The organism is Verrucomicrobium sp. BvORR034, assembly GCF_000739635.1.
GTDB lineage: Bacteria > Verrucomicrobiota > Verrucomicrobiia > Verrucomicrobiales > Verrucomicrobiaceae > Verrucomicrobium.
Window position 1 is genome coordinate 12,881 of sequence record NZ_BATQ01000120.1, and the last position, 13,915, is coordinate 26,795.

The 13,915-nt window shown below is 62.1% G+C and carries 12 protein-coding genes; 2 read left to right on the plus strand and 10 right to left on the minus strand.

The annotated features are described in order from the left end of the window. Positions 1–113 precede the first annotated feature (113 nt). The 10 genes from BV034_RS19900 to BV034_RS19945 all read right to left on the minus strand — a co-directional run bounded on the left by BV034_RS19900 (position 114) and on the right by BV034_RS19945 (position 12,439). Complete coding sequence (locus tag BV034_RS19900) at positions 114–3,197, minus strand: two-component regulator propeller domain-containing protein (protein WP_265593216.1); 3,084 nt, start codon at positions 3,195–3,197, stop codon at positions 114–116. Between the two features lie 200 nt (positions 3,198–3,397). Continuing rightward, the gene (locus tag BV034_RS19905) at positions 3,398–3,766 is read right to left on the minus strand and encodes a hypothetical protein (protein WP_050028739.1); all 369 of its coding nucleotides are present in this window, start codon (positions 3,764–3,766) and stop codon (positions 3,398–3,400) included. 36 nt (positions 3,767–3,802) lie between these two features. Further along, complete coding sequence (locus BV034_RS19910) at positions 3,803–5,521, minus strand: SulP family inorganic anion transporter (RefSeq protein ID WP_050028740.1); 1,719 nt, start codon at positions 5,519–5,521, stop codon at positions 3,803–3,805. Between the two features lie 54 nt (positions 5,522–5,575). Next, complete coding sequence (locus tag BV034_RS19915) at positions 5,576–6,481, minus strand: polyphosphate kinase 2 family protein (RefSeq protein WP_050028741.1); 906 nt, start codon at positions 6,479–6,481, stop codon at positions 5,576–5,578. Positions 6,482–6,589: 108 nt separating this feature from the next. Then, positions 6,590–6,820 (minus strand): hypothetical protein, encoded by a 231-nt coding sequence (locus BV034_RS19920; protein WP_050028742.1) that lies wholly within the window; start codon positions 6,818–6,820, stop codon positions 6,590–6,592. Between the two features lie 34 nt (positions 6,821–6,854). After that, positions 6,855–8,345 (minus strand): efflux transporter outer membrane subunit, encoded by a 1,491-nt coding sequence (locus tag BV034_RS19925; protein WP_050028743.1) that lies wholly within the window; start codon positions 8,343–8,345, stop codon positions 6,855–6,857. Between the two features lie 27 nt (positions 8,346–8,372). Beyond that, complete coding sequence (locus BV034_RS19930; RefSeq protein WP_050028744.1) at positions 8,373–9,557, minus strand: biotin/lipoyl-binding protein; 1,185 nt, start codon at positions 9,555–9,557, stop codon at positions 8,373–8,375. Further along, positions 9,557–9,973, minus strand: coding sequence for a DUF3302 domain-containing protein (locus tag BV034_RS19935; RefSeq protein ID WP_050028767.1), 417 nt, complete (start codon positions 9,971–9,973; stop codon positions 9,557–9,559). Before BV034_RS19935 ends, BV034_RS19930 begins: the two co-directional genes overlap by 1 nt. Before the next feature lie 49 nt (positions 9,974–10,022). After that, on the minus strand, positions 10,023–10,997 hold the full coding sequence (locus BV034_RS19940; protein ID WP_265593217.1) for a hypothetical protein: 975 nt from the start codon (positions 10,995–10,997) through the stop codon (positions 10,023–10,025). A 98-nt stretch (positions 10,998–11,095) separates the two neighbouring features. Beyond that, a complete protein-coding gene (locus tag BV034_RS19945; protein WP_265593218.1) occupies positions 11,096–12,439 on the minus strand; it encodes an OprD family outer membrane porin in 1,344 nt (447 codons plus the stop codon). 199 nt (positions 12,440–12,638) lie between these two features. Here BV034_RS19945 and BV034_RS19950 point away from each other — a divergent pair, with 199 nt between their 5' ends. Continuing rightward, entirely contained in the window at positions 12,639–13,286 is a 648-nt protein-coding gene (locus BV034_RS19950) for a response regulator (RefSeq protein ID WP_050028768.1), read from the plus strand. A 150-nt stretch (positions 13,287–13,436) separates the two neighbouring features. Continuing rightward, on the plus strand, positions 13,437–13,850 hold the full coding sequence (locus BV034_RS19955; RefSeq protein ID WP_050028747.1) for a response regulator: 414 nt from the start codon (positions 13,437–13,439) through the stop codon (positions 13,848–13,850). The last annotated feature ends 65 nt before the right edge of the window (positions 13,851–13,915 follow it).

Here is a 13,915-nt window from a genome sequence, read left to right on the forward strand (position 1 = left end):
CTGAAGGCCGCACCCCCTGCAGCACTCCGCATCATCACCCTGATCCCCAACACGCCCGCCAACACCTCAAACCCTCCGGGTTCATGAGCCAACGCACAGGAGAACCCTTCCCCTCACTCCTCCACCGTTCGCAGCGTGAAGCTGAACGTCGCCCCGCCTTCGGAATGGTTGCCCGCCCACAGCCGCCCTCCATGCGCTCCGACGATGGCTTTGCAGATGGACAGCCCCATGCCAAGGCCTTGCATTTTGGTGGAGAAAAAGGGCTTGAAGATGCGCTCCGCCATTTCAGGCGCGAGCCCCGGCCCACGATCCGACACCGCCACGAGAATGAAGCCAGGGTCCGCTGGCCGCGTCTCCACCACCAGCTGCCGGATCTCTGGCGGATTGGCCGCCATCGCATCGCATCCGTTCAGGATCAAATTCAGCAGCACCTGTTGGAGCTGAATGTGATCCCCCTTCACGAGCAGCACCTCAGAGGAAAAGCGCGTCTCGATGGAGACCTTCCGCTCGATGAGGTCGTTGTTGATGAGCAGCAGCGCCTGCTCGATGTCGGCATTGATGTCGCGCGACTCCATCTCTGCCTCGCCCTTTTTCACCATGTTCCGCATGCGCTCGATGATCTCGTTCGCCCGGCGGTCGGCGGCGGTAATGTCCTCCAGGCTATGGCGCACTTCCTCAATCTCCACCGGCTCGGTGGTGAGGAAGCGCATGGCCGCCTGGGAATTTGCCAAAATGGTGGTGAGCGGCTGTTTCAACTCATGGGCCAGGGAGGCGGAAAGCTCACCCAGCAGGGACACGCGACTCATGTGAGCCAGCTCGGCACGCATCTGCCGGGTGCGCTCCATCTCCGCCAGCTCTCGCCGGTGCCTCGCATTCATGATCCCCAGGCCAGCGGCGCCGCCCACGGCCACTAGCAGCACCATGCCCCCAGCTCGAAACCACCAACTCTCCCAGGGCTGGGGCCGCACCGTGATAGCGAGGCTGGCCGCCGCGTCGCTCCAGTTGCTCCGGCTGTCAGATGCGCCCACGTGAAAGACGTACCTTCCCGGTGCGAGACCGCCATAGGATACCTGACGGCGGTTCCCGGCCTTGACCCAGCCGGTGTCCAACCCTTCCAGACGGTGGCGAAAGCGGATCCACTCCCCGCCCGACAGCGCGGGGGCAGTGTAGCTGATCTCCAGCCGGTGCTGTCCGGCGGAAAGCACCAGAGCATCGCCCAGAGCCTGCGGCATCCCGTCCACCAGCACGCTCTCCACCACCACTCGGGGTTGGGTCATGCTCATGGCCTGCAGCCGCTGCGGATGAAACTCCGCAATGCCGCCCACGGTGGGAAAGAGCAGCCTGCCGTCCCGCGTCTTCATGGCCGAGGGCGAGCAACCGCTGGCGCACTGGGGTGAGAGCACACCTTCATTCTTGCCAAAGACCACCGGGTGCAGCTCGGTGATCGAGCCAGCGTCCAGTGCGTCGAAGTCCCGGCGGTCGATCCGCATGATGCCGCGGTTGCAGCCGAGCCAGACCGCCCCGTGGTCATCAGGCAGGATTTGGGAAACAACATCATCCACCAGCCCCTCCCGCATGGTGTAGTTCACCACCCGCCCCTCCCTCAGGCGGGAGAGACCACCGCCCAGCGTACCGATCCACACGGTGCCGTCTGGATCGCGATGGAGGGCGCGGACGTTTCCTGAGACCAGCCCCTCCACCCGGCCCCACTTGCGCAGGCTGTCTGCCTGCCAGCGGTACACCCCGGAGGCGCTCCCCACCCACAGGGTGCCCACATCCTCCGGCACCAGGCAGGTGATGCCGCCGCGGAAGGTGCCGCGCGGGGCGGAGACTTGAAACTCCCGCCCGTCCCACCTCAGCAGGGTGGCATAGTAGGTGCCCAGCCAGACCGTGTTCCCCAGAGCAGCCACCGCCCGTACTGCTTCGTTCTGCACGGGAGGCGCCCGGTGCAGCACCGTAGGCTGCCCGGTCTGCACTCGGCAGACAAACTGCTCCCCGGAGAACCAGGCGCTGCCATCCCCGGCCACCATGCCAGCATAGGCATGCGGGCGGAAGGGGCCAATCACTTCATCGGTTAGCTTCTCGAACCGCCCGTTTTCAAAACGGAGGATGCCGTCACCGGAGGCGCAGACAAGCCAGGCACTGGAGGGCGATGGCTCCTCTACGATGGAGGTGATGGTCCCAGCTTGGGCAAGACCGGCCTCTGCCCCCCAGAAGTTCAACACCCGGCGGGAGAGCCGGTACAGTCCTCCAAAGGAGGTGCCGGCCCAGATGCTGCCATCCTGGTCCACCAGCAGGCTCCGCACATGACTGGAGCCCAGCCTCTGCTCCATTTCAGGTTCGAACCTCCCTCCCTTCAGGCAGTACACCCCCCCTTTGCGGACGCCCGTCCAGATCGTGCCGTCCCCGCTCTGGGCCAGGCACTCAAAGCTGGAAAAAGGCAGCCCGTCGCGGGTGTCGAGTTTCTTCCATGAACCATCACGCATCTCCCACATGCATCCGTTGCCCATGCCAGCCCACACGCCTCCCTCCCGGTCCGCCAGAAGGCTGTAGCAATCACCCGACACGGGACCCGGCCCCGGCACTTTCACGAACCGGCCGGTGGAATTCTCAAACAACCCTGCCTCAATCACGGACACCCACATGACGCCGCGGAAGTCCTCCGCCACCGCGCGGATTTGATCCCGCGGCAATCCGTGCTCAGGCCCGATGAGCTCGAACCTCCCCTGCTGCCAGCGCACCAGCCCTTCACTCGTGCCAATCCACACCGCGTCATTCCCTCCTGCGGTCATGCACACCACATCCCCGCCAGAGGGGAAGCCCTCCTTCTGCTCATAGGTGGTAAACTTCCCGCCATCCCAACAGCTCACCCCGCCTCCGCTGGTCCCAATCCACAGCTTGCCGTCCCGGCTTTCTGCCAGCGCCGCAATGCGCAGGGAACGCAGCCCGTCCTGCAAAGCAAAGTTGCGAAAGCGATATCCGTCGAACCGCGCAAGCCCGCCCCCTGTCCCCACCCAGAGGAAACCATCGTGCGTCTGCACCAGCGCGTTCACCGTGTTCTGAGGCAGGCCGTCCTCCGTCTGCCAGTTGCGCGCCACCCAGTCTTGCGAAGCCGGGACGGAGACGGACGCAGAAGCAGCATGCTCCACCTCTGAGGCCTGACTGCTGGCAGCCCACCAGGCCAGACCCAATCCCACAATCCATCCCGCCCATGAGAATTGACTCCCACAAGTTGCCGCGCCCCCCTTCCGCCTGACAATCCGCCGCATGTGCTCTTATGCCATAACGGGCCAGCAACCGGATGTCAGTAGAAAAAATTCACAATTACCTCTTCTCATGTTTCCCCGATCTTCCAGAACCCCAGTCCATGCACTCTCCGCAGACGCACAGCGGGCGGTCAAGCCCGGCTGATTTTCCCCCATAACCCGGTGATGGTGGACTGGGCTGCCGCTTTCAGCTTTTCAATAGAGGTGCCTTCAGGCAAAGAGGTGTCCACCAGCGGGTCCCCTGCCAGTTCACTCAGCAGGGCGACGACCGCCCCGGTGTTCTCATACAGAAAGTCCTCCTTCTCTTTCTCCGTGAGGGCGAAGACGGCGAGGTTCAGCACCCAAGTGCCATCCTTGCGCAGGAGGAAACGGTCCAGCTGCAGCGTCATGCTGCCAGGCGCGCTGGCCTCCTGCCGCACGATGAAGGGGCCGCGCCCGCCGGGGCCATAGCCCAGGTTGAGAATTTCACAGTTGTGATAGCTGTTGGTCAGTGTGGCCATGGTTGATGAAGGTTTGAAGTGACCGCCCGGGAGTTCTCAACGTTCCGCCGGCGGGGAGGACGGGACGCCAACAGGTTGTGCAGAAGAAAAATGGTCCACAGCATCGGCGACTGAGGTGAGCCGGTTGATCGGACCGATACTTTCCTCGAACCCCTCCAGCCGCAGGGTCTCGCGAACGGACGCATGGGCCTCCACCACCTGGAGCTGGCTACCCAGGGCCGTCACATCCCGGTGAAGCGAGATCAGGGTCTGTGCAGACTGCATGTCCACATGCGGTGCCGCCGACAGGTCCAGCACCACCAGGGCCGGGACACTCACCAGCGCGCGGACCTTGTTCACGATGGCATCACGCACATGTTCCACATTGAAGTAATAGAGCGCCGACTCCGGCCGTGCGATCAGGAGGCCGCTCAAGGCCTCGTTGTCCGGATTCTTGGCCACGTCTGAATAGCGCCGGGTACCGGGTATGCGACCGAGGAAAGCCACATGAGGATGGGAGGACCGGCGCAGCAACTGCAGCAGGGAAATGATGGCACCGATCAGCACCCCGCGGAGCAGGCCTGACCCCAGCACTCCCGCCATGGCGGCGATGGCCACCACGAACTCCGCGCGATAGCATGTCCACAACCGCACCAGGGCCTTGAGCTTGAAGAGCCCGGCGATGGCAAAGAGCACGATGGCGGCCAGCACTGGCTGGGGCAGATGCCGCAGCACCCCGGAGAGGAAGACAGTGATCAGCAACACGATAACCGCAGAAATCAGCCCAGACAAAGGCGTGCGGGCCCCGGCGCTCTCATTCACCAGCGACTGGGACATTCCGCCGCTCACCGGGAAGGAGCGTCCCAGACCAGCGGCGAGGTTCGCCCCCGCCAGGGCCAGCAGCTCCTGGTTGCCATCAAACCGGCCGCCGTGTTTGGCGCAGAACATCCGCCCGATGGCGGCCGTCTCCACTGCCCCAAGAAGGAAGCACGCCAGGGCCAGGGGAAGCAGCTCATTGAGATCTGCCCATTGAACGGCAGGCAGGCCCGGCATCGGCAGTCCCTGAGGCACGGTCCCCAGCAGCTTGACCCCACGAGCCTCCAGGCCCAGGAGGGGCGAGAGCACGATGCCGCCCGCCACCACAAAGAGGGCCACGGGCTTGTTCTTGAGATAGATCTTACCTAGAACCATCACCCCCAATGCCAGGAGGCCGATGGTGAGCGAGGCCAAATTGGTCTCGCCCAGATGCGAGAAGAAATGCCCGGCCCGCTCCCAAAAGTCCCCGTGGCTGCCTTTGAATCCACACAGCTTGGGCAGCTGCGTGGAAGCCAGAAACAACGCGAGACCGGACTTAAACCCGATCATCACGGGATCAGAGATGAAGTGCACCACCGCGCCCGCCTTGAGCAGCCACGCCGCAAAGGCCAGCACGGCCACGATGAGGGCTGTGCATGCCGCCAGAGCGGAGTAACGGCTGACATCCCCCTGGGCGATGGACCCCAACGAAGCTCCCACCAACAGAGAGATGGCCGAGGTGACCGTGACCGCAGTGTGACGCGAACTGCAAAACAACCAAAAGACCAGCCCGGAAAACAGACACGCATACAGCCCTGCCTCCGGGGGCAGATTGGCCAGCGAGGCATCCCCAATGCCGGCTGGCAGCAGATACGCTGCCAGCGTGATGCCGGCCAACAGGTCCTGTTTGAACCAGCCGGGCTGATACTCACGCAGCCAGCGCATGGCTGGCAACACAGTGCGGGAGGACAGGGCGCTCATGTGCTTCTCGGCTCGTTCGTGGCCAGCGGATTCTCCTGCGCCCCAGCCCGGGCATCACTTCTCTGCCGTCAGCTCCTGTTTGGCGGCTGCCAGTTCCTCAAGCTTGGCCTTGCCCACATGCGGATAGGCGAGGTCCAACGTGGACAGCGCGTCGATAATGGCGGCAGCCACCACCACCCGGGTGTACCACTTGTTGTCCGCGGGCACCACATACCAGGGGGCCTCGTCAGTCGCCGTGTTCCGGATGGTGTCTTCATACGCCCTCGCGTAGTCCTTCCAGTGCTTGCGCTCAGCGGCGTCATTCGCGGAAAACTTCCAGTTCTTTTCCGGCCTCTCGATGCGTTGCAGGAAGCGCTTCTTCTGCTCATCCTTTGAGACGTGCAGGAAGAACTTGCGCACGATGATGCCGTTGTTTCCCAAATACCGCTCAAACCCGCGAATGTCCTTGTACCGAGTGTCCCAGATGTCCTTGCCGGCATGCTTCTCCGGCAGCTTCTGTTTTTTGAGAATCTCCGGGTGCACCCTCACCACAAGGGTCTCCTCATAGTAGCTGCGGTTGAAGATGCCAATCCTGCCCCGCTCCGGCAGGTGCTTCTGGCACCGCCAGAGATAGTCATGGTCAAGGTCCTCGGACGAGGGCATCTTGAACGAGGCCACCTGACAGCCCTGCGGATTCACCCCGCTCATGACATGTTTGATGGCGCCATCTTTGCCGGCGGCATCCATGGCCTGGAAGATCAGGAGCACTCCCCACCGGTCCTGCGCATAGAGCATGTCCTGCAACTCTGCCAGTGCCGTCACCCCGGTTTGGAGCGCCTCCTTGGCCTCCGGCTTGTTTTCCGCCGTGAGACGCCCCGTGTCACCCGGGTCGATGTCGTCCAGACGGAACTTGCCCCCGTCAGAGATGCAATAGGGCTGGGAAAGCTTGCGGGCGCGCTTGATGACTTCCTTGAGTTTCATGGCTGGCAGGTTGGGTTGGGCAGTGCAAGGGGTCACCGGTCCGCGGCAAGGGAACTTGCAGCCAGCCCCGGCAGACTCCCCGGGAAGGGGGAAAATTCCTGTTGACTCCTAGTACGCCAGGCCCCTGCGCCCGCGGGCCTTGTCGTTCACGTTCTCCCGGCGGTCATAACGGTTCTCAAGGTGATCGCCCGGCCCGTCGTAGTGGCGCCGGTCATAGCGGTCTTCACGGCGGTCGTAGCGGTCCTCCACCCGGTCCACCGTGCCCACACACCCTGTCAGCCCGGCGAGCAGCACTCCGGCGGAAGCAGCCATCAGTATCTTGCTTTGCAGTGTTTTCATAGATTGGGTCGGTTAAAGGGTGCGGGTCATCCGGCTACTTCTGGGTCGAGGTGGTGAACCCGCCGCCCAGCGCCAGATGCAGGTTCGCCCGCTCACGCAACCGCGAGGCGCGGATCTTGGTAAGCTCGATCTTGGCCGCGAGATTCTCCCCCACCAGCCTGAGGATGGTGAACATGTCTGCATGCCCCTGATCCACCTGCTCCCTGCCGAGCTTCACGGCCGTGCCGCTGTTGCTCACCATTTCGCTCAAGGCCCCTTCACGGCGCCTCAGGTGGTACTCACTGGCCAGGGCATCCTCCACTTCGGCAAAGGCGCGCAAGGCTGCGGAGGTGTAGTCTGAGGCAGCGGCCCGCTGTTCATGAGTGCGAAGGTCTTGGGCCGCCTTCAACTCCCCACCCAGAAAGATGGGCTGCACCACACCGGTGGCGAGGCTCCAGTTGATAGAGTCCAGCACCCCTACCCCGTCCAGATCTGCTGTGCCCGCCCCGCCCATGGCACTGATGGCAAAGCGCGGCAGCCTCGCGGCTTTGGCTTCATTCACCCGATGGAAGGCTGCGGCAAAGTGGCGCTCTGCCGCGATGAGGTCGGGCCGCCTCTCCAGCAGTTCCATGGGCATGCCTGCTGGCACGGGGCGGAGGCCGGAGGGAAAGCTGGTGCGGATGGAGGCCTTCCCCGCGGGATAGTGGCTGGTGACCACCTCGATGGCCCGCACGGCGTGATCATGCGCAGCCTCTGCTGCATACAAGGTGTCTCGCGCAGCGGCGGTGCGGGAGTTGACCTGGGCCAGCTCAAAGTCGCTGGAGAAGCCCTGCTCCTTGCGCTTGTCCGTAAGCTTGCCGTAGTCCTGGTAGAGGCCCAGTGTCTCCCTCGCATTGGCAGCCTGCTGGGAGGCCTCTATCGCGGAGAAGTATGCCTTGGCCACCTGGGCGGCGAGCGACTGCCGCGCATACTCATAGGTCGCCTCCAGCGCCGCACTGTCTGACTTGGCCGCCGCCTTCCGGGAGCGAACCCGCCCCCAGACATCCGCCTCCCACGCAGCGCCGATGCCGAGACCGTACACCCACCGCTGGGACGAGGAGTCAACCGTGCGGGTGTCCGGGCTGCCGCCGCTCAGATTGATGCCAAAGGAACCCAGCTCAGCGGGGTCAATCCCCACCCCCAGATCACCGGAAAGCTCACTGCCCTGGCGCTCGCCCAGCCCTTTGAGCCCCACCTGGGGATACAGAGATGAGGCTGCGATGCGCACCGCCGCACGCGAGGCATCCACGCGGGCTGCCGCGGCCTTCAGATCCGGATTCCGCAGGATGGCCTCCTCCACCAGCCGGGTGAGAGAGGGATCATTGAAACTACGGATCCAGTCCGGGGCCACCCGCCCCCTCGTGTGGGGCGAGGCCCACTTCTCATTTACCTGGGAACGGGCGTAGTCCGTCATGATGTCACCACCCGCGGGCGGTTCCTTGATCGCGCAGCCTGCCAGCAGCAGGCCTGTGACCAACGAAAGTGATGCCGTAGTCTTGGAGTGCATGGCGAAGCAGGGAGGGACAGCGCAGTCTCAGTGAAGCTTGAAAACGAACCAGTCGACCTTCGTGGACACACGGACGAAGACCTTTCGAATGATGTGGAGAAACTTGCCCTTCTCCGTATAGATGGCACCGCCGCCGCGGGCACCTGCAGCGAGAAAGAGGTCCTTGTCCCGCGGCTCTACCAGCAGCCGCACGGCGATGCGCTGGTCCGGCATTTCATGGGGCAGAGTGTTGGGCAGATTCCCGCTGATGGGCATCTGCCCCTGGGCTGTGGCCCAGAGGATGGAGTCCACCTTGCACTTGATGATGCGGTCCGGATAAGTCTTCAGGAAGATCTCGGCCTCGTTCCCCTCCTCCACATAGCGCAGCTCATTCTGGCTGTAGAAGGCCAGCACCCAGGGATCGTCCTCCTCTATAAAACTCATCACCGGTGAGAGGGGCAGCTGCACGGCCCGCACTCCGGGACGGAGCGCGAGGTTTGCCACCCTGCCATTCGCAGGTGCGAGGAAAGTGGTTCCTTCCAGATCATACTTGGCCGACACCAGATCCGCCTCCGCTTTGGCGATCTGCGCCTTGGCCTGGGCCACCTCGTCGATCTCCCCGGCCTCGGTGCGAGCATCAATCTTCTGCTTGATCTTGGACTCCATGGCCTTGGCCCCGGCAATCTGGCTCGTCAGCTGCGCCACATCCGACTCGGACTGCTCCTGCTCCGCCCTACGGCCGGCACCTGAGGTGGCCAGTTGGGTGAACTGGGACACGCGCTTCTTCGCCAGCTCAAGTTTCACGTTGAGCGCCTCTGTACTGGCTTGGGCGTTCTTCAACTCATCATCCAGCCCGCGTTGGTAGGCCTGCGCCGTCACCAGGCCGACTTTGAGTTCAGCCAGCTTGGCCTCCGCCGCATTCACCGCCTCCTGGAATGGCACCGGATCGATCTTGAAAAGCACATCGCCCTTCTTGATCGGCCGGTTGGGCTCAATAGGCACATCCGTGACCTGACCGGACACCCGCGGCACCACAGGGATCACATAGTTCATGGCCCGCACATCATGCGACGATGGCGCGACGATGTTCATGAACAGAATGATCACTGTGAGCGCGAAGATGGGCAGAGTGACCACGATCACCTGACTCACAATGTTCCAGGGCAGCAGCTTGAACTTGAAGAAGATCAGCCAGACGATGATCGAGTAGATGATGAGAAGGATAAGCTCCATCAGACAGTCCCTCCTTTTTCAGTTTCCGACTTCTTCCCGTGGCCATGCCCGATGGTCTCGTCCACATCCGTGCCGTACGCCGCCTTGTAGAGGACAGGTTTCATGTACGCCCACAGCCAGGCCAGCGGCCAGAGCAGCCCGCCAAACACGAGGGAAAGCAGGCACAGGCACTGGATGGCAGCGGTCTGAGGATGCTTCTTCTTCTCCGCAATCTTCTCCGGAAGAATGTGCACCAGCCAGAACACCACGATGCCGATGATGGGGGCGAGGATGATGGCCACCCAGGAGATGACATTCGCCACAGCATCCAGCGTCTCGCCGTGGAACAAGGAGGCATGAGCCTGCGCAGGCAAGGCCATCAAGAGCAGGAGAACCGACATCGCCGCTCGGGGATGTCGGTCATGATGAAGCTTCATGGTGGGGAGTCGGGGTTGGGTTGAGCTGTCCAAAAGGAAGTCCACCATGCTAGGCGGATCCGGCTTTCTGCTTCGCGATCGCGGCCTTCGTGGCATTGATGTTGGCGAGTTCGATGACAAACTCGGAATACCCCTGGAAAAGGGCGGTGAAGTCGCGCCGCAGTGTGACCACGGCTGCACGCAGGGCATCATCCATGCTCTTGGCATCCTTCGCCCCCACAGACAGGGTCGCTGTCTCATAGCCGGAGGCCACCTCCAGCTGCTGGGCCTTCCGTGTCTTCACCAGCTCATCACAGCGCACCAGTTCCGTCATCAGCGTATTGCGGTCAGCTTCGGAGCCGGAGGCGGCGATGCGGTCTGAGATGGTGCGCTTTTGCCGCTCGATGGAGTCAATGCTGCGCTGCAGCCCTTTGCTCACCTTTTCCCGCTGCGAGTTGGTGTGCGAGCTGAGCCGCCGGTTCTGCTTGTAGTCCTCGTTCTCCGCGTAGGTGGGGCCGTTCCAGCTGTCTCCGGTGACCTTGTAGCGCTCATATTCTTTGGGCGTGGGCAGGGACGCGGTGAGGCTCATGACCTGCTGCACCCGCTTCTCGATGCGGGCGTCGAACTTGGCGATGGCCTGCTGCTTCTGCTCCGGTGTGAGGTTCACCGTGGGGCGGCGCAGCTCCTCTTGCAGTCGGGCACGGCGCTGCTGGTAGTAGGTGATGTTCTTCCCCAGCGCATCGATGGTCTCCACCTTGATCCTCGTCATCTTGGATTTGGTGTCATTGGAGTCCCCCACCTTGCGCAACGTTTCCACGATATGATCCACCGTGTTTTCGATGCGGGAGTCGGAGGCCTTCAGCTCCCCTCTGAGAAGGGCGGCGCGGTCTTCTCGTGCCTTGAGCTGTGTCTCCAGGGCCGTCGGTTCTTTTCCCATCACTGGTGCCGGCACCGCCAGGGCCGCCCATCCCGCCACCGTGGCCGCTATGAGCAACATCGTGCCGGAACTGTGCGCCGGCGTGCAGAGGATTCGTACTTTTTTCATAGCCGTCGTGTGCTGAAAATTGCGATCTGAAATGCCTGCCTCATGCTCAGTCATTCACGCGGGCAATGCTATCGGCCTTTGGTCCTACAAGATCCCGGTCAGAAGGTGTAAGTGTAGTTACAGATGACGCGGAGATCCGTGAGATCGTCCCCCGTGCCGCCACGCTCATCCACCACGGCATAGCGCAGGCGCAGAGACAGCCCCTTCAACACCCCCTTGGGAGCGGTCCACTGGAGGTTCAAGTCGTACTCATCTCTCGCGTAGAGTCCCGCAGGATCAGGGTCCAACCCATGAACCCACAGTGCATAGGCACTCAATCCTTTGACCCAGGGGATGTCATATGCAGCCCTCAACATCAAGGCGTCCTCACCATCGCGATTATAGTCCTCCACCTGCACGGCGGTGTAACCCGGATAACCACTCCAGGGGGATTGAATGGCACCATCCCCAAAAATGTTGGTGTAGGCCGCAGTGAACAACGCTCCGCCCACGGGAAGCTCGGCCTTGATGCCAAACTGCTGACTGGAGTCACCGTCCTCCAGCAAGAGATCATCCCCCACACTGCGCTGGTCGATGAACTGCACGGCGAACCTGGGTTTCAGCTTCTCGCTGATGGCCACCTCCAGCTTGGCCTCGGCATAGCCGATGTTGATGACATCGGGGCAGTAGTAGTCAATGGCCCCCACGGAGAAGTCCCCCTTCTTGTAGAGAGCCCCCGCGGTGTAAACGCCACGGTCCGCATCCGCGCCAGCATCCCTGCCCATGGAGACAAAGTCATCGGAATTGCGGTCTTTGATCGCATCCACATATCCCAGTCCGTACTTGAGCGTGGCCCCTTCACTCCCCAGATCTGTCGTACCTTGCAGGGTGATCGCCTCAAAGGTGTTGGGCGTCATCCGCGAATCGTTCCGGTTGATGAACGGGGTGTCGTACTCCTTGCGACCCACGTACAAATGGAACTTCTCCACGAGGCGAAGGTCTACATAGGCCTCCCCCAACACGGTATATCCCTCCTGCCCGGACGCCAGAATGAGCGAGCCGTCCCGGTCATCATCCCCCGACAGATGCTGGGAGGTGTAAGCGGTCACACCGAAGGACACGTGATCGAGGAAGTACCCTGTCTTCACCCCTGCCCAGCCCCCGGTCGCCAGGGCTTCGCTGATGGAGCCATCGTACTTCTCCCGGTAGAAATAGTAGGTGCGGGAGTGCAGCTTGAACTCGGTGTCTTCCAGGGCCCCCTTCCGCTTCTGCAGACGCCATTCGCGTCCCCTCCAGTCAAAGGATTCATCAAGAGGAGTCTGGCCCTGCTCCGTGGAGGACGCGGCCGCTCCTTCATCTTCAACAGGCTGTTGACCCGACACTGTGGAAGCAGTGCCAACGCTCAAGGCAAGCATTCCACCTGCCACCACCATCTCAAGCCGGAAGCAATGCAAGGTTCTCATCAAGGTCGAAGCATGCCCACTCCGGTCCCACAAAGCCATCGGACCTTGGTCCTATTCCACCCACTGCTTTGCATTAGCATGCAAACAACCTGAGATTCCGTTTCCCTGTAGAAACTAGAAATCATCTTGACACTTAGCTTCGAAATGGAGAAAAATGGCGGACTTTTCGCAGCTCCGCATGCAACCGGAACCAAGAGCCATGCCCACATCCTCCGCTCCAGAAGATGGTATGGTGTACGTGGTGGATGACGATGGGCCGGTGAGGAGAAGCATTGAGCGGCTGATCCGGTCGTGGCGCATCCAGGCCACCAGCTTCCCCTCGGCGGCCACCTATCTTGACTGGGTCCGCCAGACCCCGCCTCCGGCGGCCTGCTGCCTGGTGCTGGATGTCTGCATGCCCGGTTCCGATGGCTTGGAGCTTCAGCAGACTCTCGCAGACCAAAGCATGCAGATTGTGTTCCTGACCGGGCATGGTGACGTGCCCACTTGCGCCACAGCGATGAAGGCCGGAGCCGTGGACTTCCTGACCAAACCCGTCGAAGAAGACAGACTCTACGGTGCCGTCACCATTGCGCTGGAAAAATCCCGTCAGGCCCGTCGGGAGGCCCAGGAGAGCATCTCCGCAAGAAAGCGTCTGCACACGCTGACAACCCGCGAGACGGAGGTCATGCGCTGCGTCATTGCAGGCATGCTGAACAAACAGATTGCAGACGTGCTGGGCGCTGCAGAAAAAACCGTCAAGATCCACCGCGGACGCGTCATGGAGAAAATGGGTGTGTATTCCGTGGCGGATCTGGTGCGTGCGGCTCAGGCGGCGGGTGTCCGCCCCATGGAAACCGTCCTCTAACTGGACGCCCATTGCGTCACCTTGCCACAGGTGACAAACCGGGATCACGCAACCGTTGCGCTGCGATTCGGCCCCTCCAACGCGCGTGTAAGACCTAGGTCCGATAGGCTACGGGGAGCGAATATTGGAGTGTAAAGCTGACCCCAAACCATGTCCCCGCCCCCCATCCATGTTTACATCGTGGACGACGATCCCTCAGTACGGACCGCCTATGCGCGATTGCTGCGGTCAGCCTTGATCGAAGCTCAAACCTTCAGTTGCGTGGAAGAATTCCTAAATGCGAGGGTTACTGATGCCAATGCCTGCGTCGTCTCAGACATTGTGATGCCCGGCACCAGTGGTCTGGAACTACCCAACAAACTGGCCCACTCTGGCCGGAAGTTGCCGATCATCTTTATCACCGCGCATGACTCCAAGGAACTGCGCAACAGGGCGCAAAGCATCGGTGCGGTGGCGTTGTTCCGCAAACCCGTCGACGGTCAGGCGCTGCTGGATGCCATCGCTTGGGCTGTGAACAGAACCCCAGTGACAGGCACCCACCCTACGGAGCCGAACGGCAAATAGGAGCAAGAATCCACAAATAGGTGACCCTATGCAGAGCAGGATGGGACCAAGCCTATTCGCACTGG

Bases quoted from the DNA above. Each gene is read 5' to 3' on its own strand.
- BV034_RS19930 (WP_050028744.1), bottom strand. From the start codon at position 9,557: ATGGAGCTTATCCTTCTCATCATCTACTCGATCATCGTCTGGCTGATC.
- BV034_RS19905 (WP_050028739.1), bottom strand. From the start codon at position 3,766: ATGGCCACACTGACCAACAGCTATCACAACTGTGAAATTCTCAACCTG.
- BV034_RS19915 (WP_050028741.1), bottom strand. From the start codon at position 6,481: ATGAAACTCAAGGAAGTCATCAAGCGCGCCCGCAAGCTTTCCCAGCCC.
- BV034_RS19925 (WP_050028743.1), bottom strand. From the start codon at position 8,345: ATGCACTCCAAGACTACGGCATCACTTTCGTTGGTCACAGGCCTGCTG.
- BV034_RS19940 (WP_265593217.1), bottom strand. From the start codon at position 10,997: ATGAAAAAAGTACGAATCCTCTGCACGCCGGCGCACAGTTCCGGCACG.
- BV034_RS19955 (WP_050028747.1), top strand. From the start codon at position 13,437: ATGTCCCCGCCCCCCATCCATGTTTACATCGTGGACGACGATCCCTCA.
- BV034_RS19920 (WP_050028742.1), bottom strand. From the start codon at position 6,820: ATGAAAACACTGCAAAGCAAGATACTGATGGCTGCTTCCGCCGGAGTG.
- BV034_RS19945 (WP_265593218.1), bottom strand. From the start codon at position 12,439: ATGAGAACCTTGCATTGCTTCCGGCTTGAGATGGTGGTGGCAGGTGGA.
- BV034_RS19935 (WP_050028767.1), bottom strand. From the start codon at position 9,973: ATGAAGCTTCATCATGACCGACATCCCCGAGCGGCGATGTCGGTTCTC.
- BV034_RS19910 (WP_050028740.1), bottom strand. From the start codon at position 5,521: ATGAGCGCCCTGTCCTCCCGCACTGTGTTGCCAGCCATGCGCTGGCTG.
- BV034_RS19950 (WP_050028768.1), top strand. From the start codon at position 12,639: ATGCCCACATCCTCCGCTCCAGAAGATGGTATGGTGTACGTGGTGGAT.